Genomic DNA, 23,479 nt, shown 5'->3' with positions numbered 1-23,479 from the left:
ATGATCTGGACCGACATCTGTGCCCTGGACGATCTGACTCCCGATCGCGGCGTGGCCGCGCTCGTCAACGGCGCCCAAGTGGCCATCTTCCGGCTGAGCGACGGTCCCGTGCTCGCCGTCGGCAACGCCGACCCGATCGGCCTGGCCAACGTGCTCTCCCGGGGTCTCGTCGGCTCCCGCGGAGACCGGGCCGTGGTCTTCTCGCCGTTGCACAAGCAGGCGTTCGACCTGGCGACGGGGGAGTGCCTCGATGCCGAGGGGGTGCGCATCCCCGTCTACCCGGTGCAGGTGCAGGACGGTCGGGTGCTGGTCGGCCCCGTCGCGGCGGCCCGGCCGGTCAGCTGAGGCGATCAGTCGGGCGATCAGCCGAAACGGTCGGCTACGGTGATCGGCCCCGAACGGGCTGGTCAGGCCGCACACTGGGAGAAAGCCGACGCGGGAGGGGACGAAGATGACCGGTGCGCAGACAGCCCCGGGCGGATGGGTGGCCCTTGTCGGTGGCGGTCCCGGGCGGGCGGATCTGATCACCGTACGCGGTCTACGGCTGCTCCAAGCTGCGGATGTCGTGGTGGTCGACCGGCTGGCTCCCCGTGAACTGCTGGACGAGGTGCGACCCGGTACCGAGATCATCGATGCGGGCAAGGCGCCGCACGGTCACAACCTGACCCAGGACGAGATCAACGCGGTGGTCGTCGATCGGGGACTGCGCGGGTTCGGTGTCGTCCGGCTCAAGGGCGGCGATCCGTTCGTCTTCGGTCGTGGCGGCGAGGAGGCTCTGGCCTGCGCCGCGGCCGGCCTGCCCTGCGAGATCGTCCCCGGGGTGACGAGCGCCGTCGCGGTCCCCGCGCTCGCCGGGATCCCGGTGACCCACCGGGGCATCACCCAGGACGTGGCCGTCGTCAGCGGCCACATCGATCCTTCGCATCCCGGTTCCACTGCCGACTGGGACGCGCTCGCTACCGGTCCGGGCACGGTCGTCGTGCTGATGGGCGTCGGGGCACTCTTTGAGATCAGTCACGAGCTGGTGAAGCGGGGCCGCCGGCCGGAGACTCCGACCGCGGTGATCCACGCTGGCGGGACAGCCGATGAGACGATTATCATCGGGCCCCTGGTGGATATCGCCCAGCTCGCGGCCGAAGCCGCGATCAGTTCTCCCGCGGTCATCGTAATCGGAGATGTGGTTACGCTACGTGATCGACTTGCAGGCGTGATAGGTACCGTCGGGGCGGTCCCAGCGTGGCCGGGCTCAGGAGACGTGACGGGCGGCGAGGACCGCCAGTAGCATCACGATTGCGATCAGTGCGACGATCACCTGCGGTGACATCTGGAAGAAGTTCTGGCGCAGATACTCGCGCGAGGCGCGGCAGGTGGGACACCGGCCTTCGACCACTAGTCCGGCGCAGCGCGCGCAGACGAGATCCTCGCTGCCCATGGCGCCTCCTTCCCACCCGTGACGGATGCCATGATCGGGCGATCGTCGCACTTCCCCGGGATGGGGGACAACACCCGGACGTTCCGGATGGAGCACGACCGCTGGCGACGCGCACGATCGACTTCCACGTTACGCCCGCGCACGGTGGCGTGCCGCTCCGTCAAAGGTCGATCGGGCGGGCGGCGACCCGTCCGGGCTGTTCCCGGAGATTCCGGTCGGGCGTAACCTGCGGTCCCCGACCTTCGTCACGCCCTACCATACGGCTACTGAAAGTCATAGGCGTGCGGGAAGGCGCAATGATTGTTTTGAGTTCCGTGAGCAAGCGGTACCCGAACGGCGACCGGCCGGCGCTGGTCGATGTCACCGCGGAGATCGGTGTCGGTGAGTTCGTCTTCCTCGTGGGTCCGTCCGGATCGGGTAAGACCACATTGCTGCGATTGCTGCTGCGGGAGGAACGAGCGACGTCCGGCCGGGTGCTGGTGGCTGGCCGTGACGTCGCGCGGATCCCGGACCGCAGGGTGCCCCAGTTGCGCCGGCTGGTCGGCTGTGTCTTCCAGGACTTTCGCCTGCTACCGAATCGGACCGTAACGGCGAACATCGCGTTCGCCCTTGACGTGGTCGGCCGTCCTCGGCATGTCGTGCGCAGCGTCGTGCCGGAGGCACTCGACCTGGTCGGCCTCGCGGAGAAGGCGGACCGGTATCCCGACGAACTCTCCGGAGGCGAACAGCAGCGGGTCGCGATCGCCCGGGCGTTCGTTGGCCGTCCACGGATCCTGCTGGCCGACGAGCCGACCGGCAACCTCGATCCGAACACCAGCATCGAGATCGTGAACCTGCTCGACACTGTTCATCAGGCCGGCACCACCGTCGTGATGGCCACCCACAACGCGTCGCTCGTCAACGCGATGCGCCGCCGGGTGCTCGAGCTGAGCGACGGCGCGCTGATCCGGGACGAGGCTCGCGGACGTTACAACCAGGATGATCTGGCGGTGCCGATGATTCCCCGGCCCCGGCCCAGGGTGCCGGCCGACCGGGTCCGCTGATGCGACCGGGTCTGCTGGCGTCGCTGCTGTGGACGGGCCTGCGCCGCAACCTGGCGATGACCTGTGCCATGATCATAACTGTCACGATCTGCCTGGCGTTGCTGGGGTCGGGCCTGCTCCTGCGGGCGCAGGTGCACACCATCGACGACTTCCTGCTCGACCAGATCGAGGTCGTCGTTGATCTCTCCGATGGCATCACCCCGGGCGAGCGGTCTGCCCTCGATGCCGAGATCGCGGCGGATCCACTGGTCGCCGACGTGCGGTACGAAAGCAAACAGCAGGTGTACGACCGTTTCCGCCGGGACTTCCGTGGATCGCCCGACGTCCTCGCCGGTGTCGGACCCGACGACCTGCCCGCGGCGCTACGACTCACGCTTACCGATCCGCGAGGGGCCCGCGACATCGTCGTCACCTACACCGGCCTCGACGGGGTGGAAGCTGTTCGCGACCAGCGCGGCCTGCTTGACCCGTTGTACCGGTTCCTCGACGCCTTCACAGCGGGCGCTTTCGCCCTCGCCGGCGTGCAGGCCCTGGCGTCCTTCGCCCTCATCTACACGATGATCCGGATCTCGGCGCACGCCCGGCGACGGGAGACTGCGATCATGAAGATGGTCGGTGCTTCCAATGGAACAATCCGGGCTCCGTTCGTCTTGGAGATCGCGGCGGTGGGGCTGGTTGGCGGGCTGCTCGCCACGGGCGTGCTTGCGTTGGCCAAGATCTACCTGGTGGACGGCCGGTTCGCGAAGCAGACGATGTTCCCCCTGTTCGGTTGGTCGGCGGTCTGGGAGACCGCGGCCGTCGTGCTGGGGGTCGGTGTGCTCGCCGCCGCCGTGATGGCTTCGGTGGCGCTCCGCCGTCATCTGCGGGTCTGAGGCGTCATCCGTCGCTCGGCCCCGGTTCGCTTCGATTCGATTCGATTCGAACTGGACATCATCCTCGATGAATACTTCCTTGAGATAATCTTTGGGTGACACCTCATATTGGCGTCCCTCCGGGCTCGTCCAGGTGAAATGTCCAGGCCTGGGCTGGCACACGGACCATCCCTTCTGCGTGGATTGATCAGGAGATGATGTGCCCGGCCGCCCCGGTCTTCTCGTAGCTCCTTGCTTGGCGTCACGCCTAGGCCGCTTTTCACCCGAGTGTTTCAGCCGGTGATGCCTCCGGCATTTTGGCCCGAGGTTCTGCTCGCTCGTCTGGCCACCTCGACGATGCGGCCTGGTATGATCAAGATCGCAGTGAATGGAAGGCTGCTCGCATCCCGGAAAGACACATGTAGGGTTTCGAGTTCGAACATGACGAGCCAGGGCGGCCGAGGGAAAGCGACGCCGGCTGACCTCCAGAACTCGTCCTTCCGGCGGATCCATCAGTATCCGCCGCCATGTGCACCGGGGGTTCTCGGCCATCTCGCGAACGAGTCCGGCCGGTATCGGGCCATAACCGGGAAGTTCCGCCGGCTGTTCCGACATACCCAGCAGACAGGAAGCCGACACGACCACCTGCATCTCGATACTTACACGGTCACGATCCCGCCCCATCAGCAGGTCGTAGAAAACGTCGGCCCGACGCTGCTCGAGCCCGCGACCGTCCTGCGCACCGCCCGCCCTCCTCGCCAGAAGGTCCACTCGTCGAAACGCCGCGAGCATGCGGTCCGCCGGAAGCGAGGCCGAGATGCGGCCCATACCATCCGGCTCGGCCCGCACTGTCACCCGACGCGCCTTCGTCGCCCTGCGGCGACGCTGTTCCGCGCCCTGAGGGTCTACCAGCACCACACGCCGTCGAACGGCGGCCGCGAACGCTGCGTGGCTCGGCCGCCCACCCCGACGCAGAACCGTCTCCGCCACGTCCGCGGCCTGGTCGTCCGACAGGTTGGCTGTCAGTCGTTCCAGCACGGTCAGCCGCTGGGAATCTAGCTCACCATGTTCCAGGGCAGTCAGCGCGGCCGGCATGCGGCGGACGACGCCGACCGCGAAACCCAACTGTTTGTTTCCCGCCGCTGATGACATTCTCAGCTCGGCGGCCAGTTCGTCTCCCGCGAACTCGTGAAATCCCCTAGCAACCCCGCTCTCATCCTCTTCCGTGGGCGGCCGTAGCTGCGCGAACCTCGCTCTCACGAGCAGCCGTGCCGCCTCCCAGCGCGCGATCTCCCGACCGATCTCCACATCTGCCCGGAGACATCCGTCCGCGTCGAGTTCAGCTACACGACGACCATAAACCATCGATGAGTCCAGATGACGGGAAAGAGAACCACGGTCGTCGACTCCGGTGTCGCGGGGGCCCAGAGCCTCTGCTTCCTCGCGCGGGCTGGACTTGCCTGAACTGGACTGTGAGCCGGGCCGAAGCGATGAACCGGGTCTGGTCACTGGATGCATCATGCCGCCTGTCATGGGCGCGTAGAGGGAGCGGTTGGATCTGCCGGCAGGAATCGCCGCCGATCCGCCTGAACACTCTGGCCATCGAACTTGTGTTCGAGTATAGTACTCGCTGGCACCGTTCATCAAGTCCATCGTCATCAAGTCCATCGTCTCGACGGCCGAGCAAGCTCGACAGCCGAGCAAGGAGGTGGAAGGTGCTGAACGCCCAGGTCGCGCCGCCGCGGCGGCTCCTCCGCGGGGCGCGCTGACGGCGCTCGTCGCCCTACGGAGTGCTCGGCGACGTCACCCGGGCCACGCCGGCGACCGACGATGGCGCTCACATGATCGATACCATGGGTGTCCTCGCGGTGGAGCCGGCGTGTCACCGACGCGGGAGGCAGGACGTAGGTTCGGAGAAGATTTCGCGAACGGTGTGGGAAGAGGGACAGGACAGTGCCGAGGGAGACGGGGCGCAGACTGATCGCGCAGAACAAGCGCGCCCGGCATGACTACGACATCCTCGACACCTACGAGGCTGGGCTGGTGCTCCGTGGCACCGAGGTGAAGGCGCTGCGGGCCGGGCGGGCCTCGCTCGTCGACGGGTTCGCCCAGATCAGCGATGGTGAGATCTGGCTGCACAACGTGCACATCCCCGAGTACACCGAGGGGACCTGGACGAACCACGCTCCCCGCCGCAAGCGCAAGATGCTGCTGCACCGGGCGGAGATCGAAAAGCTGGTCGGTAAGACCCAGGAGGGTGGGCTCACGCTGGTCCCGCTCTCGCTCTACTGGAAGGACGGGCGGGCGAAGATCGAAATTGCGCTGGCGCGTGGCCGCAAGTCCTACGACAAACGGCACGCGATCGCGGAGCGGGACGCGGCCCGGGAGATCGGCCGGGCGATGGGCCGCCGAGCCAAGGGGCGCTACCTCTGATAGCCAGCCGTCCATGACACCGTCCGTGGTGCCGCCGATGTTCCTGTCGACGTTTCTGTCGATGTTCCCGTCGTCGTTATCTCGTCGTCGTGCCGCGGATTCGCCGGTTCCGGCAGCATCCGGGTCGCCGTGACCGCCTCCGACGGCGACCGGCTGGCGCAGTTCGAGGCCCTGCTGAGCGCCCAGGGTAAGGCGGTGCTGGCGGCGGCGGTCGCGGCATTTGCCGAGGATGAGCGTGCCGGTGGAGGCGCGGCCCGGGAACTGGCTGTCGGTGCCCGCCTGCGCGCCGAGGGCGTGTCCCCCGCGCTCCTCGCCGCCGCGTTCACTCAGGCGGAGCTGAGGCGGCGCGCGATGGTCAAGTTTGCTCGGGCCGATCGGATGTTCTTCACCCGAGCCGGGTTGGAACAAGCGTCCTCGCAGGCGGCGGCCGAGCATCGGGCCGCGCGGTTCGCCGGTCTGTGCCGGCTCGTCGACCTGTGCACGGGGATCGGCGGGGACGCGTTGGCCCTCGCGCGGGGCCGGGAGATCATGCTCGTCGACCGGGATCCGGTTCATCTGCGGATGGCCGCGCTCAACGTCGCCGTCCACGCGGTCGAGGGCACGACGGCGCTGCCCACGACGGCGCTGCCCACGACCGCGCCGCCCACGGGATCGACCGTGCCGACGGGATGCCTCGAGACGCGCCTGTCCGACGTGCGGGAGGTGGACCTCTCCGGATGCGACGCCGTGTTCGTCGATCCGGCCCGGCGTGCCGGCGACCGTCGGTTGGTGTCGCGGGCGAGCGAGCCGCCGCTGGCCTGGTGCTTCGGGCTTGCCGACAAGGTTGCGGCCGTCGCGGTGAAGGCCGCGCCAGGGCTGGCGACGGAGCTGGTTCCCCCCGGCTGGGAGATCGAGTTTGTGGCCGACGGACGGGATCTCAAGGAGGCCGTACTGTTTTCACCGGCCCTCGCGACCGCCTCGCGTCGCGCCACTGTGCTGCCCGGGCCGGGCGGCTCGGCGTCCCTGCGGGCCAGGGGAGCGCCGGTGAGCCTCACCGGGACCCCGGATCCAGTCGTCCCGGCGGATACAGGTCGGGCGGGTCGGGTGGGTCGGGTGGGTCGGGTCGGCGAGCTAGCCGGTCGGGTAGCGGCTCCGGGCCGGTTCCTCCACGATCCGAGCCCGGCGGTCACTCGGGCGGGCCTGATCGGCGAGCTCGGGCGGCGCCTCGGAGCCTGGCAGATTGATCCGATGATCGCCTTCCTGACCTCCGACGAGGCAGTGACGACCCCCTTCGCCCGCCTGCTGTGCATCGAGGCCGAGCTGCCCTTCGACGTGCGCCGGATCGCGGACCTGTTGCGGTCTCGTGAGATCGGGTCGCTGGACGTCCGGCGACGCGGTCTCGCCGGCGACGTCGAGGAGATCCGTCGCCGGTTGCTACCCCGCCGTCGTGATCTGATTCCCGGTGGACCGGCCGTCACCGTGGTGATGACGAGGCTGCGTGGAGCTCCCTGGGCCTTCGTCTGCACCCCGGTATCGGATGTCGGGGGTATCGGATGTCGGGGCGGTGGCGACCGACTCTCATGACCGACCGACTCTCATGACCGACCGATCCCGGTGGACGCCATCGGGGGCGAAACAGGAGTGACGTTCATGCGTGTTGCCTTCGTCGGACTGGGCACGATGGGATTTCCCATGGCCGGTCACCTGGTTCGGGCCGGGTTCTCCACCACCGCGTTCAATCGCACGGCCGCGACCGCGGCACGCTGGGCCGAGGAACATTCCGGCCGGATCGCGCCGTCGCCCGCCGCCGCGGCGACCGAGGTCGACGTCGTCTGCCTCTGCGTCGGTGCCGATGACGACGTCCGCGAGGTCGTCCTCGGTGCCGACGGGGTGCTGGGGGCGCTTCGGCCTGGTGCGATCATCGTCGATCACACGACGACCTCCGCGGAACTTGCGGAGGAGATCGCGGCGCGCACCGCCGAGGTCGGCGTCGGTTTCGTCGATGCCCCGGTCTCCGGCGGGGAGGCGGGTGCCATGGCCGGCCGGCTGAGCATCATGTGCGGTGGGGATCCTGAGACGATCGAGCGGGCCAGGCCGGTGCTCGCCGCCTACGGCGCGACCATCACGAGGATCGGGCCGGTCGGTAGCGGACAACTCACCAAGATGGTCAATCAGATTCTGGTGGCGGGAGCCGTCGAAGGGGCGGCCGAGGCCATCAACTTTGCTATTGCCGCCGGTCTGGACACCGATCTGGTGCTTTCCGCCGTGGCCGGCGGCGCCGCCAACTCGTGGTACCTGGCGAATCGTGGTCAGACCATGGTGCGCGACGAGTTCGATTTCGGGTTTGCGGTCGACTGGATGCGCAAGGATCTGCGGATCTGCCTTGCCGAGGCGGGCCGGCGTGGTATCCCGCTGCCGATGATCGAGCTGGCTGAGCGGGATCTCGCAGCTGCCCAGGCGGACGGCGAGGGCGGTCTCGACACGACGGTCGTCATCCGGCAGCGGCGCCGTGCGACCAGGCCGGGCGGCGCGGGTGGCGAAGTCTCTCCGGCTTCCTGATCATGGCGCCGCAACGGTGCCGGTCACGGTGGCGATCAGGCAGCCGGCGACGGTACCGGTCGCCAGGACGAGCGGGACGATCCGGCCGAGATGGAGCAGGCACAGGCCCCCGATCAGGGCTCCGGCGAACATGGCGACGGGGCCGGCGAACCGCCGCGTCCGCCGCGCCCCACCGCGGCCCGTTCCTCCGCCGAGCCGGGAGTCGATGATGATCCCGGTCAACGTGCTGGTCAGCACATTCGTCGGGATGTCCGGAACGGCCATCCGCCGAGCCGTCGCGTGCTGCAGGCCCATCGCGAGGGCCAGCGGGAGGATGACGGCATAGGGCCGGGCCCCGGGGATCTCGGGGATCTCGGGTTCCGTACCGAGTCCCTGGGTGACCAGCGTGGCGATCAGCGCGCCGGCCATCAGCCCGGTCTGCGCGGCCATCGCGATGATCAACCACGAGAAGCGGCGACCGCCGATTATGGTCACCGTGCCGATCCGTCCGGCGATGACGGCTCCGGCCAGGAAGCCAGCCAGGGCCAGCGCCGACAGGTCGGCGGACAGGCCCGGGGCCCCGGCCAGCGCAAAGGCCAGCAGGACGACGTTTCCGGTCATGTTGGCCACGAACACCCGGCCGAGTCCGAGAAAACTGACCGCGTCGACGAGACCGCTGAGGATCGCCAACGCCACCAGCAGAGTCGGCAGCCGCCGACGCTGGTCGGGGGACGGTCGCATGGGCACAGTTTCACCGAGCGACGGCCCGTGCGGCGGAAGGCGGGAACTCCCGGCGCCTCTGATTTCGGCGGCTCTGATCTGATCTTCTGATCTGATCAGAGCCGCAACGGACGGACCGGAGCCGCGGCGAGCGCGGGAGTGCTCCGCCAGTCGACCCCGGGAACGTCGATGTAGAGCTCGATCTCGTTGCCATCCGGGTCGAGGATGTACAAGCTGTGGGTGACCGTGTGATCCGACGCGCCGACGACGGTCACATCCGCGTCGTGCAGACGGGCGAGCACCGCGCGCAGCTCGTCGTCGCTGTCGCCAACCTTCAGCCCGAAGTGGTACAATCCCACCCGCCGGCCCTGGGGTATGGCCGCCGCGTCCTCGCCGACCTCGATGAGGAGCAGCTCGTGGTGGGTGCGTCCGGAGGAGAACGCGGCGGCCGGGGCCCGCAGTGGGTTGCCGTCCGCGCCCGCCGGGTCGGGAAAGATCTGCCGCCAGCCGAGTACGTCCCGGTAGAAGGCGCTGGAACGCTCGATGTCCCGGACGTAGAGGACGAGATGTCCCAGTTCCTTGATCTCCACGGTGATCTCCCGAGGCGCTGGTCGTCTGGTAGCCGTTATCCATACAACAACTCCGTACAACGACGTTGCCCGCGACGGCATGCCCACGGGGCCGGGCCGCTGTGACGCGCGGCCGCCACGCCCGCCACAGCCGCCACATCGGAAACCCGTTGGTACGCGGGGTGCCCGACGTGGGAACATGGAGCCGGCGTCCGAGCGTTGGACGCAGTGACGCGCGCGATGGGTCGGGTTGGCAGGAGCGTCTGTTGGCTGGTGCCGGCGTCTGCGTCTGCGTCTGCGGTACACTGAAACGTCGTAACTGATCAGAACTTGGGGGTGACCGGCTTCGACTCCGGACGTCGAGGCAGGGGAAGCGGGCCGAGGATGAGCGGTTATCTCGTTAACGATCCGTTCAGAACAACAGCTGCCAACAAGACGCAGCCCACTACCCCCACTTACGCGCTCGCCGCTTAAGAGGGACTAGGTAGTCGTCAGTCTGGGAGAGCCTCCGGCCCAGAATCTGACGTCGCTAGGAGGATCACCGGCTGACCTGGTCGCGGGGTCGGTCGGGACATCAAACAGCGACTGAGCCTATGTCGGCTTGCCTGCGTGTCCGACGAGGCTGAGAAACAAGTAGCAGGATGCGCCCGGAGAAGCCCTGTGTCGGGGCCGGAGGACGCGGGTTCGATTCCCGCCACCTCCACGAGAGGCCCGGCCTTTGGCCGGGCCTTTTTCGTGCCCTGACCAGCATCGACGCCAGCCGGCCGCACCACGCGGGGTCCGGCCGGAGGCTCGCTGGGCGATGGCTGGGCGACGCGCCTACGGCGAGGGATCGCCGCGGCGACCGCCTCGGCCGCGGCTTGGCCCGTCGACCGAAGCATGTGCGCGTAGATCTTCCCCGTGATCGCTGGCGAAGAGTGACGAAGCCTCTTCGAGATGATCGTGATATCGAGGCCTGCGGCCAGCTGGATGCTGGCGCTTCCGTGGCGCAGATCGTGGAGACGACGGCGGGGGAGCAGCCCTCGGCCAAGCTCGGTCCCCGCATCGAGGACGACCGACAGCGGCTCGGCGAGTGTGAGGAGATACCGGCCGCCTACCCGGTGCGCGCCCACGACCCGCACCGTGTGGCCGGCGTCCTCCCGGCCGACGTAGACGTTCCAGTCGCCGGCGGCCTTCCGGTAGAGGTTCCCGATCGCTACCTCGGTCGCACCGACGGCCGCGGCGACCTTCACTGTGCCCAGCAGGCCGGCCCGCTTCGCGATGACGTGCATGTGCCGGGTCACGTATTCCGGGTCCAGGTGGCGCCCGTCTGGCCGCGTGAAGATCAGGTCGCGGAGCTGCGTCGGGACGCCGTGTTCGTTCGGCAGCGTGCCGTTGTTCCACGCCAGGCCAACATCGGCGCGCTCCTGCTCCTGGGCGACCTGCCAGGCGAGCAGGCTGTCGACTGTGCCCGCGTCGACATCGACCTTGTTCTTGCTGCCTGACGTCTTCGGTGGCCCGACGTGCGTCTCCTTGCCCGACCGGGTGATCTGCTGGCGAATCCGTAGGACCCCGGTGAGCACGTCGAGGTCGGGCCAGGTCAGCCCGCACAGCTCGCCGCGGCGCAGCCCATGCAGTGCGGCGAGCTCGTAGAGCGCGAAGAGCCGCTCGCCGGCCGCCTCGTCGAGGAAGACGCCGACGTCTTCCGCCTCCCAGGGCTCAACCTCGGGTGCCGCGTGCTCGGGCAGTTCGACAGTCACGGCGGGGTTGAAGGGGATCATCCGCTGGCGTAGCGCGTGGTTCAGCGCCGCCCGCAGCATGTCGCGGATGTCGCCGAGCGTCGCCCGCAGCATGTCGCGGATGTCGCCGAGCGTCGCCGGCCCGACGGGGTTACGCCGGGTCGGGTTGGTCTCCTCGATCCGGCGGAACATCGTGTCGATGTGATGGGACTGGAGTCCGGCGAGCGGCAGGTCGCCGAGGTACGGGACGAGGTAGAGCCGGATGAACTGCTCGTAGCGCGCCCGGGTGGACGGCCGCAGCTTTCGTTTCGATGGCAGCCACTGCTCGGCCAGGTAGGTCCTGACGGTGAGGCCGCCGGCGTGGCGCTGCCCGGCGCGGACCGTCCCGATCGCCTCGTCGGCAGCCTTCTCCGCCGCCGTCTTCGACGGCTCCCTGCCTTTCAGCTCCTTTTTGCCGACGAGGGTCTGCAGTTCTTTGGGCACGTAGACGCGCCATTCCCAGAACCCATGGCCCCGCTGTGACAGCTTCGGGCACTGCCCGTACGGATATGCCGTCCGGGTCTCGGGGTCGCGGCACCCACACAGATGCTTGACCGTCGGCTTCACTCGCCTTCCTCCGGCTCGGAGAGGAGTACACGCAGCCAGTCGGAGCCGCTCGGTGCTGGACCCCCACCCACGTTCTCAGGCATGCCTGGATCGAGGCTGTCGACATCGGCGAGGCTGGGCGGCAGCGGCGGCGGGGTCAGGCCGGTCGCCCGGATGGCGTCCCGAAGCCGCTTCAGGTACTGAGCCGCCCGGCGAGCAGTCTTCTCCGCAATGAAACGTTCGCTGGTCGCGCTTTCGAGTGCGCGGCTGGCAGCCATTCTCGCAGCGTGATATTCACCGTCCGACACGCCGCCGGGCACCATGCGGGCTCTCGCGCTCGCCACCCTCTCAGCGACGCGCTCAGCCTCACCTCGCGCGGCGATGGTGTAGTTGATCTCGGCTGCGTGCCTACGAAAGATCTCCTGCGTGCTGACCTGAGCCCACGGCGGTAGGCCATCCGGCGACGCATCGCCAGCGAACCACCGCGCCGCGTCCCAGGTAGGGACCACTCGGCCGGGCATAGCCTCGACGGTCTCGACGTGGCCGAGCGGATACAGCAGTTGCAGGGGCGGGACCCCGAGCACCGCGGCGAGAACGACCAGCTCGGCGACGGTCACGCCCGGCCGTCGCTCGTTTTCCGTGTTCGCGATCAGCGATCTGCTGATCTGGAGTCCCAGTTCCGAGCAGCGGTCGGCCACCTGCTGCGCGCTCAGTCCAAGGCGGGTCCGTTGGCGCCGGATCTCAGCGCCGATCACTCGGGCCTGCCTCTCCGACCAGTCGGGGTTGTGCATACAGGCACAGTAGGCGATCGCGCCCGGTCCTAGTTGACATGTGGCGATCGTACGGGTAGTTCTGGGTCTGTACTCACAGATGCTCATAATTTGACCCAATTTGACCGGGGAGGCTGCGCGTGGGAGCACAGGATGCCGGGGCGGGAGAGATGGGGCAGCGGGGTCGGCTGAGTGTGGCCGAGATCCGGGCGCGCAGGGGCAGTGGAGCGCTGAGCAGTTGCGTGCGCTGCCGGTCATCGTGGACGTCGAGACGGCGGCGTCGATCCTCGACATGGGGCTGACCAAGGCCAGGGCCATGGTCCGCGCCGGTACCTGGCCGACCCGCGTCATCCACAACGGCGATCGCTGGCTGGTCCCCGTTCGGCCCTTGCTGGAGCTGCTCGGTATCGAGCCGACCGCCGCGTGACCTCGGCCAGGCCCTCGACGGCCGGCTGGTCTACCTGGGAGGTCGAGGACCGAGCGCTGTGGGAGATCGGCCTCGACGTGGTCTCCAGCGCGCCTGCCACCCGCTGGCGCAGGCGCCGGCCGCGCGGCACCGACGGCACGGCCAGCCGGTGAGCACCGCCGACGAGGACGAAATCGTTCACGCCGAGCGGGTCGTGCTCGGCGCGCTGATGTACGCCGACCCCACGACGATGGTCGACGCGATCGCCCGGCTCGACCAAGGCGCGGACTTCCGGTTGCCATCCCACCGGGTGATCTACCGGGTGATCGTCGAGCTCTGGGCGGCCGACGTCCCACCCGACCCGAGCGCCGTGTGGGCGGAGGTCGGACGCCGCGCGGCAGCGGATCGGGCCACGCCCCATCACGGTCTTCAGAGCACCGATCTGACGGACATGGTCGCCGTGGTCCCCAACCTGGCGATGGTGCCGTACTACGTCGCCAAGGTGGCGGCTGCAGGCGACCGGCGCCGGACGGCCGAGGCGCTCGCGCTCGCCGCCGAGCGGATCGGGAAGGGCGCTGACGTCGACCAGGTCGCCGGCGACGTCGTCAAGGTGCTCGCCTCGCGGGGCCGCCCTGCTCGTTCGGGCCGGCGCGCCCGCGTGACGTGGGCAGACACGATCGACCCTGAGCCGGTCGTGTGGGCCTGGACGGACGAGGGCGAGGGGCGGATCCCGGCGGGTGCTCTGTCGCTCGCCGCGGGCCGAGAGGGCACCGGGAAGTCCTCGTTCGGGTTGTGGATCACCGCTCAGGTCAGCCGTGGCCTGCTCCCGGGCTCGTTCTACGGCACGCCACGGCCGGCGCTCTATGCCGCCGTCGAGGACTCCTGGAAACACACCCTCGTCCCGCGTCTGATCGCGGCCGGTGCCGACCGCTCCAAGGTCGCCCGGTTCGACGTGGTCCAGGACGACGACGCCGAGGTCGCGCTCTCCCTGCCGGTCGACAACGACCTACTCGAAGAGACGATCACCGATCTCGGTGCCGCGCTCGTCGTGATCGACCCGCTGATGTCGGCGCTCGACGCCACACTCGACAGCCACCGAACCCGGGAGGTTCGCCGCGCGCTGGACCCGCTGGCCGGGATCGCGGACCGCACGGGCGCCGTCATCCTGGGAATCGCCCACTTCAACAAGTCGAGCGGCACCGATGTAGCCCAGCTCATCACCGGCTCCGGGGCCTTCAAGGACGTTCCCCGGGCCGTGTTCGGCTTCGCCCGGGACGACTCGGAGGACGCCTCGGCTGCCGGCGGTCGTGTCATGACGCAGGTGAAGAACTCGCTCGGCAGGGACGATCTCCCCTCGCTCACCTACGGCATCGCGAGCGCGGTCGTCGAAACCGGGCGCGGCACGTCTCACGTCGGCCGGCTCCACTTCACCGGACGCACCGACCGGACCGTCGCCGACGTGCTCAGCTCCTCCAGTGCACCCGACCCCGACGCCGAAGCCGACCGCGCGGAAGCCGCCGACTGGCTACGCGACTACCTGACCGGGCACGGTGGCGAGGCGTCGCCGAGGGACATCGAGAAGGCCGGCCGAGCCGACGGGTTCAGCACCGATCAGCTCAAGCGCGCGAAGCGCAAGGCCGGAGTCCGATCCGAGAAATCCAGCATGGCGGGCCCCTGGGTGTGGCGAATCGACGTCACAGACAGCAACCGGCAGCGGTCCGGCGGGAGTATCCCCGAAGAGCGCGGCGACGAAGCGCGCACCGAAGGGAGCACCTGCGCGGCATCGAATGGTGACCACGCAGAGTGGTCGGTTTTCGGGCCGGTCGCCTCATGACCGGCGGTCCCGTCTCGGCCGGCGGGTGGTCGCCGGCCGGCCAGACGGCCTACGCCTCGGCGGCCCTCGCCAGAGGGCGAGCGACCATGAACCATTCCGCGGACATCCGCCGGTCGTTGACCTCGACGATGCGGCCGGACTCATCGCGCGTGACGCAGATGATCCGAAAGACGGGTACGCCAGCGGGAATCCCGAGGATCGCGGCTTCGTCGCCGGTCGGCATCCGCGCGCCGTAGAGATCCTCCCAGGACAGGTGGAGTCCCATGTCCTGCTCCATGCGGTCGAAGATCCCGCCTGGCCCGCTGTTGATCGCTTCGAGGACGGTCCCGTGTGCCAGGTCGGCGGGGATGTAGGACGTGGCGATCTGGAGGACTTCACCCCCTGGTGGCCCCATCCGCCGGTCGCGGATGACGACTTCGGCGTTCGCGTCGGGTAGGCGGAGTATCCGCGCGATGTCGGCGGGGGCCGGGCCGCGCGACAGCGACGGCGGGACGAGCGCGACCCAGTCGACCGCGGCGGGGTCGAAGTAGTAGCCGCGTTCGTCACGGTAGACAGCGCGGTCTCGAATGACGTGCTGGGTGTCGAGGGCTGGGCGGCGCCGGACGAACGTCCCGAAGGGTGGCCGCCGGTCGATGAGCCCCTCGACTTCGAGCGGAGCGAGCGCTTGGCGCACGGTCGGCCGCGACGTCCCCCACTGCTCGGCGAGCGCCTTCTCAGGCGGGAGCTTCGCGCCTGGCGGCAAGGTGCCGTCCGCGATCTGACGGCGCAGGTCCGCCTCGATCCTCCGGTAGATCCGCTCCTCGGGCGCCATGGCCAGACCGTACTGGGAGACGGTCTTGACAGTCACTACCAGAGTGACGGTATTGACTGTCTATACAGTTCCCTCTACCGTGGGAGACGCCAGCCCAGGACATGTCGGCGCAGGAGGGCCCGTGACGGACAAGACGCCCAGCCCGCCGATCGTGGTGGAGCGCTGCGAGTGTGGCGCCTTGGTCGCCGAGCACCGCGGCGACGGGTGGCGTGAGGCGGGGGCCTGCGGATCGCTGGTCGCGTTCGCCCCGGCTGCCCTGGCAGGCGTCGACTCGGTGGTCTGCCTTGGCATCGACGGCGCGCCGTGCGGCCATCTGGGCGCTGAGCACAGCGACGTCGACGAGGTGGGCGGCTGCCGCTGGTGCGGCTGCACCCGCAGCTACGACCACGGCAAGCCGGGCGACGACGACCCGGAGGGCACTATCTCCGAGGTCGTCATCGGTGGCGCCCGCTGGACGTGGCGACATGAAGGCGCCGGTATCTGGACCCGGGTCGACAGCGCCGAGCGGCACACCACCGCCCAGCTGAGGGCGCTCGGCGCGACCGCCCAGTGGACCGCCAGCGAGACGGCCCGATGAGCGCCAAGCTGCCCGGGCCGCACCGGGAACCGGCCGACCTCGACCGCCGAGTCCTGGCCGCGCAGCTGCGCGCCCTCGCCGACAACTACGACGCCGCGATCACCGCCACCGAGCAGGTGATCCACGGCGGCGACACACCGCCCGACGCCGACCTCGACGACCTGCGGCAACACCGATCAGCCCTGATCGGCTCGTGGCACCGCCTGCGCGCCGAGGCCGACAACCTCACGGGCGATGCCCGATGAACCGCCGTGGCTGTGGCCGGCGCAGGCACGGAGCGGGGTGGCGGAAGTGAGCACCCGCGAGCCGGCCAGCGGCCTGGCGGACGAGCGGGCATCGCTGGCCGTCGCCCGGACGAACGTCGCCGCCGAGGTCGCCTTCCTCGTCCGGACCGCTGCCCGGCGACTCGTCGCCGACGACCCGGACCTGTCCAGACAGACGGCTGCCGCGATCAGCGAAGGGCGCGCCGTGCTGGCGGACCTCGACCTGCGGGTCGCCGCGCTCGACCGCAAGGAGGAATCCCAGTGATCACGTTTCACCGGCCGGGCTGGCTTGAGCGCACTGCTCGCCGGGCGCTGCCGTTCCTCCTCGGCGCCGGCGCGTTCGCCGTTGCCGGCGTCCACACGGTCGCCGCGTCGCCGAGTGGGCCGGCCAGCCGCTGTGGGCTGCGGTCGTCATCACCGGCACCGGCGAGGCCATGGCCGTCGCCGCCGTCCTCGAGGTCCGCCACCGCCGCCGGACCGGCGGCGGTCTGTTCTGGCCAGTTCTCGTCACGATCGCCGCGTTCGGCTTCTCCGCCGCCTGCAACCTGACCGCCGCCCTGGTCCGCAGCGACGGCGGCAGGCTCGCCGGCCATCCGGGAGCGTGGCGTCCGGCGATGGCGGTGTGGCCGGTCGTCGCCTTCGCGCTCGTGACGCTGATGAAGGCCACGGGCGGACACGGCGACGACGAGGCCCAGCCCGACATCCCGGCCGCGCCAGCCCCGGCGGTTGTCGGGGCTGACCGTGTGCTCGACCCGGCCGTCGATGACCCTCGCGGGCACGGTGGCGAGCACACCGGCACGCCGATCGTCCGGCCACGGATGAGCACACCGGGGCAGCCGCGTGCGCGCGTTGCCGGGCCGACCAGCGCGGCGCGTGAGCCGCTTGGACCCGTCCCCACTCGTCTGGAGACGGTATCCCCCGCCGCACCCCCTTACACGGCGGAACAAAACCATTCGAACGCTGTCCGTTATGCCCCGGGGTGGCGGACGGCTGTCCGGCGGCCCGCCCGCCCACCCCCACCGGTCGCGGCGTGACGGCCTTCCCGGCGGTTGGCCCGATGGTCGGGGTGACAGGCGGATCGGCACCTTCGGTGCTCATCTCTTCCGGCACGGCCACCGGCCCGGCCGGTTCGCGCCGGCCGCCGCCGGGGTCCCAGTCGTCAAACGGCAGCATCGTGTCGATGCTCACGGCTCACCCCGCCCAGGGGCTGACCTCCCAGCAGGTGACACAGGGGGTCCCGCACCGGCCGGACCGATATCACCATCGGTGAGCAGGCCCCGCCCGGCATACCGCCATACCCCGACGGCCACCGTGTTCGGGTCCCCGTCCGGACGGCCGAACGCATCCACCAGCCCCCGACCGGACAGCGCCCCGCCGATCAGCCGTGCGTAGACCCGCCGCGCGCCGCGCAACGCGCCGAACGTCGTGCTGTACTTCCTGCTTTTCGTGATCCAGTGTCCACCCCAGCCAAACGCGTGGGACCAACGCAGCAACCCCGGCAACCGGCCCGGAAGCCGTCCGGCCGCCTCGTCGAGTGCCGCCGCGAACGTTTCATCGGTGCCAAGCTGCCAGCAGGTTTCCACCATCCGCCGCGCATGCGCGTGCAGGGGGAGCCGGGCGAGATGGGCGAGGCTACGCACCGGCCGGTCCAGCAGCCCCCCGGCCGTGACGGACTTCGTCAGGTATTTCGCCAGATAGTTAGCGATCTTCCCCGAGGTGGTGGGTCCATCCAACGCGACCGGCCGAATATCGACCTGCACCCCCCAGCGCACCGCCAGCGTTCCGGCCGGATCGTGCGGGTCGGGCGCTGTCACCGATACCTCTGCCACGACAGCCCGCAGACAGTCGGCAACCAGACGGGTGGTCGCCCACCCGGGCGGGGCCACGAGGTCATCCGGGTCCTCGCCGCGCCCGTCGACCCGGACGACGGCGTGCAGGTGGACCAGGCCCCGGGCCTGCATTTCCACGGCTTTCACGAAGGTGATCCGTACCTGACGGCGCAGACCGGCCACCGTCAGACCGGCCGCCGCCGCTACGGCGGATTCGGTCGCGTCCCGGGTGGCCTTCCACAGCACCGGCGCGAGCGAGTTCCAGATGACCGCGCCCGGATAGTCGAAGCAGTCCGGGCACAGCGGCTGTCCGAGCGTGGGATCCCCGTCCCCGTGCCGGGCGTGGCAGCCCGCCGGCCGTCCATGCGGGCATTCGCTCCGCCGAGGCCGGCACGCCCGCGCCTCACCCCGCTTCCCCCGGGACCGGCGGGAGTGCACCGGCCCGAAACTCGGCGCGGTCAACGTCACGAACAGCGCCGGATGACCGCTGACCGTGTCGGGAACGCTCGTGCCACCGGCCAGCCCGGACAGCACGATCCGCCGGGCATCCCGCTTGTACGTCGCCGAACACGCCGGGCAGACCGACTCCCGCCGGTTGTTGCACCGCACATGCACCACCCCGCCGGGCAGACCCGCCGCCGAGAACGCCCGCCGCACCTCCCCGGACGTGACATCCACATGATCGGTGTGGCCCTTCAGGCGAATCGGAGAAACACAGCCACCGGCTACCGCAACCTGTACGGACTCCGCCACTTTCCGTGACTCCTTTCGGGTGTGGCAGAGCCACACCACCCACATGCGGGAATCAGATGGAGGGGGAACGCGCCGCGGTCATCGGCGTGAGATGGTCAGTCGGACCGCCGAAACTGCTCTTCCCAGCGCGCCCATGCTTGTTCAGCGGCTGGTGAGCCGTCGTCCGCGGTGACCGGCGGGGGAGCCGGGGGCAGCGCCGGGGGTGGCGGGGGTCGCCGCCATGCGCGCAGCGGAATCGTCGGGTCGTCCACGTCCCGGGGACCGGTGGGGGTGGTGCAGGGTGGGGAGGCTGCGCGGGGGTCGCAAGGGGGCATGGACGGCATCGAGGGCATCGAGGGCAGTTGTGGTCGCCACCCTTCCGCCGGTTCCATCGGGGTGGTGGGATGGACCGGAGCGTGCTGCGCGGCCATGGTCCGGATGTCGTCGTCGGTGAGCCATCCGGCGCGGACCCGGACGGGGGTCGGGTCTTCGTCCACCAGGACGTAGCCGACTCCGGGCAGGCCCCGGGGAACGCGGTCGCAAAGCGCGCCTCGATCCCGGGCACCTTCTCCCAACACCATGTTGATCTGTACTGGTTCTGTGAGCCGGAGCGCGACCCGGACGGGGAACAGGTCCCGGAACGGCAACACATCCTTGCCGGGGTCTTGCAGCGCACCGACGACGACGACCCCCGGTGCCCGGCCCTGGGAGAGCAACAGTTGCAGCGCAACCGCGATCCGCTTCTTGACTTCCGCATCGGATACGTAGGCCGTCAGGCTCGCGACCTCATCGATGATGATCACGATCAGGGGATCGTCCGGGGTGGGTGTGTGGGACCGGGCCACCCCGCGTAGCCGGCCCGTGCGCCGCTCCATGACCGTCACGGCATCTTCGAGGAGATCCGCGATCGTCGCCGCGGTTACGGCGAAACGCGCGAACAAAGGTTCCCCGAAGGCGAGTTCCATGCCGCCCTTCGGGTCACACGCCCAGACCTCCGCGACGCCCCCGCGGATCGACGGGGCAAGCGCCCGGATGATCGACCAGATGACCGAGCCTTTACCGGCCCCGGTGGCCCCGGCGATGAGCACATGCGACCCGCGCAGCGGCAGCAGCCAGGCCCGGCGGTCCTCCCGCACCCCGATCGGTAGGGCGTCCAGCTCACCGGCCGCACCGGCGGGCAGCAGATCCGCGCGGACTGCCCGGCCCAGCACCTCACGGCGCACCAACACCAGGCCGACCCGGTCCGCCCGGTCCAGATCCGGAGAGATCCGCACCTCCCGCAGCTTCAGCGTGGCCGTCAGCTTCCCCGCCGCCTGTTGGAGATCGTCCACGCTCAGGCCTGGTGACAGGACCAGCCGCAGATGCCAGCCCGCCGCGCCCCGCCGCGCCCGCCGTATCCGGGGAACACGCCCACCGCCCCCAGCAGACGGTGTTTCCACCCGGCAGGCATGGCAAGCGGCCGCCCAGCGTCGCCGCAGCCGCCCACCCAGCAGCCAGCCGACCACCGCCCGGCGCAGCACCGGCACGACCAGCACGACCAGCACCAGGCCGAGGAGCAGCCCCCGTCCCCAGAAGGAACCGAACCGGCCGATGATCGATTGCGGCACCATCAGCAGCACGAGCAGCGCCAGCACCTCACGGCGCCATCCCCAGATATGCCGCAGGCCGTACCGGACCAGCAGTTCCGGCACCGACGGCCGCAACGACAGCCGAAACTGATCTTTCCGCATCCGGCCGGGCCGGATCCGTAGCACCGACACACCTACTCCTTTGCGCGCACGAGCAGGACCGGCCGGGATGGCGGCACACGGTCAGGGCACCGCCACCCCCGAACCGGGTAGCCCTAGCTCTTGCTTGACACCCCGGTGATCGAGGCCGCTGAGTACGAGATGCCGTGACGGCCCTGCATCTGCCAGGAGCGGCCCACCAGGCCCGTCAGCCGTACCGGCGTCCCCGGCTGTACCGTCGGCGCCTCCCCCGCGATCCGGACCGTGATCACTTCCGCTGTGCCGTCCGCCATCGCGACTGCAACCGGCACGGTCCACAACGGCAGCCCATCCGCGTTCCCTCGCTGGCTGCCGGACTCTCGGTCTATCACCGGCGCAGCCGGACCCATTGCGGTTACCACGGAAAACGCCGTCACGTCCACGGGAATCACCCGCATCGCGTCACCCCTGATCATTGGTATCTTCTGGTGCCGCCCGTCAGCGGCCTGATCTCATGGTCTCCCGGGGTAGTGCGCCGAAATCTTCTAGGTTGTGCGTGAAAAGTGCGCCAGCCGGCCATCCGCTTTTCACGCAGTCCGCACGCACAACCAGCGCACCCGGCACACGGAAAAGCGGGGTACAGGAAAGCCTTGTACCCCGCCCGTGCCCCTCGTGCTAACGCTGGAGGAGCAGTTTGCATACCTGCACCGCGAGATCCCACATCAACGCATGTTCACGGTCACCCCGCAGGCTCGCCGGTGCGATCCGCAGCGCATCCGCCGCCCGCGCCCGCCGCGTACTGACGCGCAAACCCGCCGTTCCGGGGGAGAGCCCGAGCAGCAGCCGCACCGCCCGATCCTCCGGACTATCCAGCCCCGCCGCCGCGTTCCGGATCAGATCCTCAGCCGCGAGCATCCGCGCCGCCCACGGCGTCACCCCCGGCTCCAGCACATCCACCACCACGGGGGTATATGCCCCCAACCGTGCGGCCGTGGCGCCGTGACGGATCGTGGAGCACAGCCCCATCCACAGCATGTCCAAATCCGGCAGACTCTCCACGCTCACCAGGCATCACCGGCATCACCGGCATCACCGGCCGCGACGGTCACCGACACCGGACCAGGCCCCGGACGGTGCAGCACCTCCACGACCACCGTCGCCGCCAACGACAGCGCGCACATCCCCGCGCACCACGCCACCAGCGCCAGCACGAACAGCGCCTGATGACGCCGGGATATCTCTTCGGAGGCCAGCTCGACACGCCGCCGCATCACCACATCGCCTTTCCGACCAGCCGGATCACGGCAATGACGATCACGGCGACGAGGATGAACGGGATCGCGGCCGACGCCTCAGAAAACAGAAAAAGGCTCAGGTACAGGCACCAAAAGAAAGCTACCCACCAGCCGAACCCGAAGCTGGTCCGCACATAGTAACGGGGCATGGGAAAACCCTCCAGGAACGAAGACCGTGAAGCCGACCGCCTCACACACCCCATCCTGCGGACCAGGAATCCCACGTCCTAGGACAAGACGCGGCTTGTCCGCGGCTCTTTCACAGACCAGACCCAGACCAGCCACGGACGCAGTCCGCTCTACATGTCCCCAACCCGGACGGAACGCAGACGGAGCACAGACACGCACCGTGCATAGTCAGTGGCCGGACGGCACGCGGACGGAACCCGGACACCACGCGGACGCGCCAACACGAGACAAGAAAGGATCGCCATGCCCCCCGACGTGACAGAACTGACCACAGTCCTAACCCTCTGCTACCGCAACGGTATCCGGTTGCCCACCTACATGATCACCCCTGATGTACGCCGACAGCTAACAGACATGATCGCTCCGCCGCGAGTTGAGCCCGAGGAACCCGACGCGCTTCTCCGCAGGGCTTTCGCCGCCCACGCGATCATCAAAGCCAGCGTTGCCGCCATCGGCGGGAGCGAAGCACGCGCGCTCCGCCTCCTCCTGGACCTCGACGGGAAAGAGAAACGCAGCGTCACCGACCGGCGCGCAGACGCTGCGGAGCCGTACGACATCACCGGGGGCAGCTTCCTGCGCCGCCATCAACGCACCGTCACAGAAGCACTAGCAGCGGAAATCTGGCGCAGGCTCACCGCCGCACAGCCCACCGCCGACCCCCAGGCCATCCCCATGCCATCCCCATGCCCTGGACACCCAGCATCCCACCACCCCCGCATGCCTTCCCCACACCCCACATCCCCGCCAACACACCACCCCCGCCAGCACACCACCCCCGCAACCAGCCCAACCGAGTCACCGGCGAGATCACCATCCCCGCCGTTGCCAGCCAGCCCCAAGCATCCCCACCACCGGTAGAGCACTACCGTCCCCGCCGCATACGAGAAGACCCCGAACCGGGCGCGAGGGGGCGCAACCCGGATCCGAGGCCGGTCAGGTGGCCGGCAGGGAAGCGCAGGCCTGCCGGCCACGTCTTCAGGCGGGGAGGACCCCGCCCGGTGGTTGGGGGCAGGGGCAGGGGTCCTCCCCGCAGTGACGGGCAGGCGGACCTCTACCCGTCACGGGCTTACAGGCGGATGCCGTCTTTGCGTACCCGGGCGGCATCCGGCCTGGCGGATCGCCGTTCCTCGCGTCTGGGCTCATAGCCGGTTCTCTCTGGCCAAGGCGGCGTACCGGGGCAGGGACATCACTTCCCACAT

At 69.4% G+C, this 23,479-nt stretch carries 26 protein-coding genes, 1 other RNA gene and 2 pseudogenes; 16 read left to right on the top strand and 13 right to left on the bottom strand.

Annotated features, from left to right (window positions below; all coding sequences use genetic code 11):
* Both nirD and cobA read left to right on the top strand, forming a co-directional pair.
* Nucleotides 1–345, top strand: a complete 345-nt coding sequence (nirD, locus tag BMG523DRAFT_RS02025; RefSeq protein ID WP_011435248.1) for a nitrite reductase small subunit NirD — start codon at nucleotides 1–3, stop codon at nucleotides 343–345.
* 106 nt (nucleotides 346–451) lie between these two features.
* Nucleotides 452–1,282: a uroporphyrinogen-III C-methyltransferase gene (cobA, locus tag BMG523DRAFT_RS02020; protein ID WP_011435249.1), complete on the top strand. Its 831-nt coding sequence runs from the start codon at nucleotides 452–454 to the stop codon at nucleotides 1,280–1,282.
* On the opposite strand, the gene BMG523DRAFT_RS02015 is transcribed toward cobA, so the two are convergent.
* Nucleotides 1,247–1,432 carry a hypothetical protein gene (locus BMG523DRAFT_RS02015; RefSeq protein WP_023839929.1) on the bottom strand — a complete coding sequence of 62 codons (186 nt, stop codon included), beginning with the start codon at nucleotides 1,430–1,432 and terminating at the stop codon, nucleotides 1,247–1,249. The genes cobA and BMG523DRAFT_RS02015 overlap by 36 nt on opposite strands.
* Before the next feature lie 296 nt (nucleotides 1,433–1,728).
* Between BMG523DRAFT_RS02015 and ftsE the strand changes: the two genes are divergently transcribed.
* The gene (ftsE, locus tag BMG523DRAFT_RS02010; RefSeq protein ID WP_043590238.1) at nucleotides 1,729–2,475 is read left to right on the top strand and encodes a cell division ATP-binding protein FtsE; all 747 of its coding nucleotides are present in this window, start codon (nucleotides 1,729–1,731) and stop codon (nucleotides 2,473–2,475) included.
* Nucleotides 2,475–3,347 carry a permease-like cell division protein FtsX gene (gene ftsX / locus BMG523DRAFT_RS02005; protein WP_043590237.1) on the top strand — a complete coding sequence of 291 codons (873 nt, stop codon included), beginning with the start codon at nucleotides 2,475–2,477 and terminating at the stop codon, nucleotides 3,345–3,347. Before ftsE ends, ftsX begins: the two co-directional genes overlap by 1 nt.
* Before the next feature lie 468 nt (nucleotides 3,348–3,815).
* Here ftsX and BMG523DRAFT_RS22500 read toward each other — a convergent pair.
* Nucleotides 3,816–4,691, bottom strand: a pseudogene (locus tag BMG523DRAFT_RS22500) (DUF222 domain-containing protein); the annotation flags it as partial.
* A 588-nt stretch (nucleotides 4,692–5,279) separates the two neighbouring features.
* On the opposite strand from BMG523DRAFT_RS22500, the gene smpB reads away from it, so the two are divergent.
* From smpB to BMG523DRAFT_RS01985, 3 genes are all read left to right on the top strand, one after another.
* Nucleotides 5,280–5,759 carry an SsrA-binding protein SmpB gene (gene smpB, locus BMG523DRAFT_RS01995; protein WP_011435254.1) on the top strand — a complete coding sequence of 160 codons (480 nt, stop codon included), beginning with the start codon at nucleotides 5,280–5,282 and terminating at the stop codon, nucleotides 5,757–5,759.
* A gap of 129 nt (nucleotides 5,760–5,888) precedes the next feature.
* Entirely contained in the window at nucleotides 5,889–7,322 is a 1,434-nt protein-coding gene (locus BMG523DRAFT_RS01990; RefSeq protein WP_043590233.1) for a hypothetical protein, read from the top strand.
* Between the two features lie 66 nt (nucleotides 7,323–7,388).
* Nucleotides 7,389–8,297, top strand: a complete 909-nt coding sequence (locus BMG523DRAFT_RS01985; RefSeq protein WP_011435256.1) for an NAD(P)-dependent oxidoreductase — start codon at nucleotides 7,389–7,391, stop codon at nucleotides 8,295–8,297.
* On the opposite strand, the gene BMG523DRAFT_RS01980 is transcribed toward BMG523DRAFT_RS01985, so the two are convergent.
* Both BMG523DRAFT_RS01980 and BMG523DRAFT_RS01975 read right to left on the bottom strand, forming a co-directional pair.
* Nucleotides 8,298–9,017, bottom strand: coding sequence for a YoaK family protein (locus BMG523DRAFT_RS01980; RefSeq protein ID WP_011435257.1), 720 nt, complete (start codon nucleotides 9,015–9,017; stop codon nucleotides 8,298–8,300).
* Between the two features lie 95 nt (nucleotides 9,018–9,112).
* Nucleotides 9,113–9,586 (bottom strand): VOC family protein, encoded by a 474-nt coding sequence (locus tag BMG523DRAFT_RS01975; protein WP_023839931.1) that lies wholly within the window; start codon nucleotides 9,584–9,586, stop codon nucleotides 9,113–9,115.
* A 311-nt stretch (nucleotides 9,587–9,897) separates the two neighbouring features.
* On the opposite strand from BMG523DRAFT_RS01975, the gene ssrA reads away from it, so the two are divergent.
* Both ssrA and BMG523DRAFT_RS26140 read left to right on the top strand, forming a co-directional pair.
* Nucleotides 9,898–10,271, top strand: a transfer-messenger RNA (tmRNA) gene (gene ssrA, locus BMG523DRAFT_RS22495).
* Between the two features lie 277 nt (nucleotides 10,272–10,548).
* Nucleotides 10,549–11,049 (top strand): hypothetical protein, encoded by a 501-nt coding sequence (locus BMG523DRAFT_RS26140; RefSeq protein WP_070982750.1) that lies wholly within the window; start codon nucleotides 10,549–10,551, stop codon nucleotides 11,047–11,049.
* A 492-nt stretch (nucleotides 11,050–11,541) separates the two neighbouring features.
* On the opposite strand, the pseudogene BMG523DRAFT_RS26135 reads toward BMG523DRAFT_RS26140, so the two are convergent.
* Nucleotides 11,542–11,766: pseudogene (locus tag BMG523DRAFT_RS26135) on the bottom strand (site-specific integrase); the annotation flags it as partial.
* Nucleotides 11,767–11,885: 119 nt separating this feature from the next.
* Nucleotides 11,886–12,623, bottom strand: a complete 738-nt coding sequence (locus BMG523DRAFT_RS01965) for a helix-turn-helix domain-containing protein (protein ID WP_160323697.1) — start codon at nucleotides 12,621–12,623, stop codon at nucleotides 11,886–11,888.
* 253 nt (nucleotides 12,624–12,876) lie between these two features.
* On the opposite strand from BMG523DRAFT_RS01965, the gene BMG523DRAFT_RS01960 reads away from it, so the two are divergent.
* The 3 genes from BMG523DRAFT_RS01960 to BMG523DRAFT_RS01955 are packed head-to-tail and all read left to right on the top strand — an operon-like array spanning nucleotide 12,877 to nucleotide 14,878.
* Nucleotides 12,877–13,065, top strand: a complete 189-nt coding sequence (locus tag BMG523DRAFT_RS01960; RefSeq protein ID WP_023839933.1) for a hypothetical protein — start codon at nucleotides 12,877–12,879, stop codon at nucleotides 13,063–13,065.
* On the top strand, nucleotides 13,062–13,217 hold the full coding sequence (locus BMG523DRAFT_RS25135; RefSeq protein ID WP_157493295.1) for a hypothetical protein: 156 nt from the start codon (nucleotides 13,062–13,064) through the stop codon (nucleotides 13,215–13,217). Before BMG523DRAFT_RS01960 ends, BMG523DRAFT_RS25135 begins: the two co-directional genes overlap by 4 nt.
* A complete protein-coding gene (locus tag BMG523DRAFT_RS01955; protein WP_023839934.1) occupies nucleotides 13,214–14,878 on the top strand; it encodes an AAA family ATPase in 1,665 nt (554 codons plus the stop codon). Before BMG523DRAFT_RS25135 ends, BMG523DRAFT_RS01955 begins: the two co-directional genes overlap by 4 nt.
* Nucleotides 14,879–14,927: 49 nt before the next feature.
* Here BMG523DRAFT_RS01955 and BMG523DRAFT_RS01950 read toward each other — a convergent pair whose 3' ends face one another.
* On the bottom strand, nucleotides 14,928–15,725 hold the full coding sequence (locus BMG523DRAFT_RS01950) for a GntR family transcriptional regulator (RefSeq protein ID WP_023839935.1): 798 nt from the start codon (nucleotides 15,723–15,725) through the stop codon (nucleotides 14,928–14,930).
* An 85-nt stretch (nucleotides 15,726–15,810) separates the two neighbouring features.
* On the opposite strand from BMG523DRAFT_RS01950, the gene BMG523DRAFT_RS01945 reads away from it, so the two are divergent.
* The 4 genes from BMG523DRAFT_RS01945 to BMG523DRAFT_RS24095 all read left to right on the top strand — a co-directional run bounded on the left by BMG523DRAFT_RS01945 (nucleotide 15,811) and on the right by BMG523DRAFT_RS24095 (nucleotide 17,563).
* Nucleotides 15,811–16,266 (top strand): hypothetical protein, encoded by a 456-nt coding sequence (locus BMG523DRAFT_RS01945; RefSeq protein WP_023839936.1) that lies wholly within the window; start codon nucleotides 15,811–15,813, stop codon nucleotides 16,264–16,266.
* Nucleotides 16,263–16,511, top strand: coding sequence for a hypothetical protein (locus tag BMG523DRAFT_RS01940; RefSeq protein ID WP_023839937.1), 249 nt, complete (start codon nucleotides 16,263–16,265; stop codon nucleotides 16,509–16,511). Before BMG523DRAFT_RS01945 ends, BMG523DRAFT_RS01940 begins: the two co-directional genes overlap by 4 nt.
* Nucleotides 16,501–16,794: a hypothetical protein gene (locus BMG523DRAFT_RS01935; protein WP_023839938.1), complete on the top strand. Its 294-nt coding sequence runs from the start codon at nucleotides 16,501–16,503 to the stop codon at nucleotides 16,792–16,794. The genes BMG523DRAFT_RS01940 and BMG523DRAFT_RS01935 overlap by 11 nt, the downstream gene beginning before the upstream one ends.
* A 169-nt stretch (nucleotides 16,795–16,963) precedes the next feature.
* Complete coding sequence (locus BMG523DRAFT_RS24095; protein ID WP_023839939.1) at nucleotides 16,964–17,563, top strand: hypothetical protein; 600 nt, start codon at nucleotides 16,964–16,966, stop codon at nucleotides 17,561–17,563.
* A 150-nt stretch (nucleotides 17,564–17,713) separates the two neighbouring features.
* On the opposite strand, the gene BMG523DRAFT_RS01925 is transcribed toward BMG523DRAFT_RS24095, so the two are convergent.
* From BMG523DRAFT_RS01925 to BMG523DRAFT_RS01900, 6 genes are all read right to left on the bottom strand, one after another.
* A complete protein-coding gene (locus BMG523DRAFT_RS01925; RefSeq protein ID WP_023839940.1) occupies nucleotides 17,714–19,111 on the bottom strand; it encodes a replication initiator in 1,398 nt (465 codons plus the stop codon).
* Between the two features lie 95 nt (nucleotides 19,112–19,206).
* A complete protein-coding gene (locus tag BMG523DRAFT_RS01920) occupies nucleotides 19,207–20,850 on the bottom strand; it encodes an FtsK/SpoIIIE domain-containing protein (protein WP_023839941.1) in 1,644 nt (547 codons plus the stop codon).
* Between the two features lie 621 nt (nucleotides 20,851–21,471).
* Entirely contained in the window at nucleotides 21,472–21,861 is a 390-nt protein-coding gene (locus tag BMG523DRAFT_RS01910; protein ID WP_023839943.1) for a hypothetical protein, read from the bottom strand.
* The gene (locus BMG523DRAFT_RS01905; protein ID WP_023839944.1) at nucleotides 21,858–22,067 is read right to left on the bottom strand and encodes a hypothetical protein; all 210 of its coding nucleotides are present in this window, start codon (nucleotides 22,065–22,067) and stop codon (nucleotides 21,858–21,860) included. The genes BMG523DRAFT_RS01910 and BMG523DRAFT_RS01905 overlap by 4 nt, the downstream gene beginning before the upstream one ends.
* Entirely contained in the window at nucleotides 22,067–22,240 is a 174-nt protein-coding gene (locus BMG523DRAFT_RS25630) for a hypothetical protein (RefSeq protein ID WP_023839945.1), read from the bottom strand. The genes BMG523DRAFT_RS01905 and BMG523DRAFT_RS25630 overlap by 1 nt, the downstream gene beginning before the upstream one ends.
* A gap of 385 nt (nucleotides 22,241–22,625) precedes the next feature.
* On the bottom strand, nucleotides 22,626–22,865 hold the full coding sequence (locus BMG523DRAFT_RS01900) for a hypothetical protein (protein ID WP_043590227.1): 240 nt from the start codon (nucleotides 22,863–22,865) through the stop codon (nucleotides 22,626–22,628).
* Nucleotides 22,866–23,479 lie beyond the last annotated feature (614 nt).

Origin of the sequence: Frankia sp. BMG5.23, from assembly GCF_000685765.2 — a bacterium.
Lineage (GTDB): Bacteria > Actinomycetota > Actinomycetes > Frankiales > Frankiaceae > Frankia > Frankia casuarinae.
The sequence above is the reverse complement of the archived record's forward strand: the minus strand, read 5'-3'. Positions and strand labels throughout refer to the sequence as shown.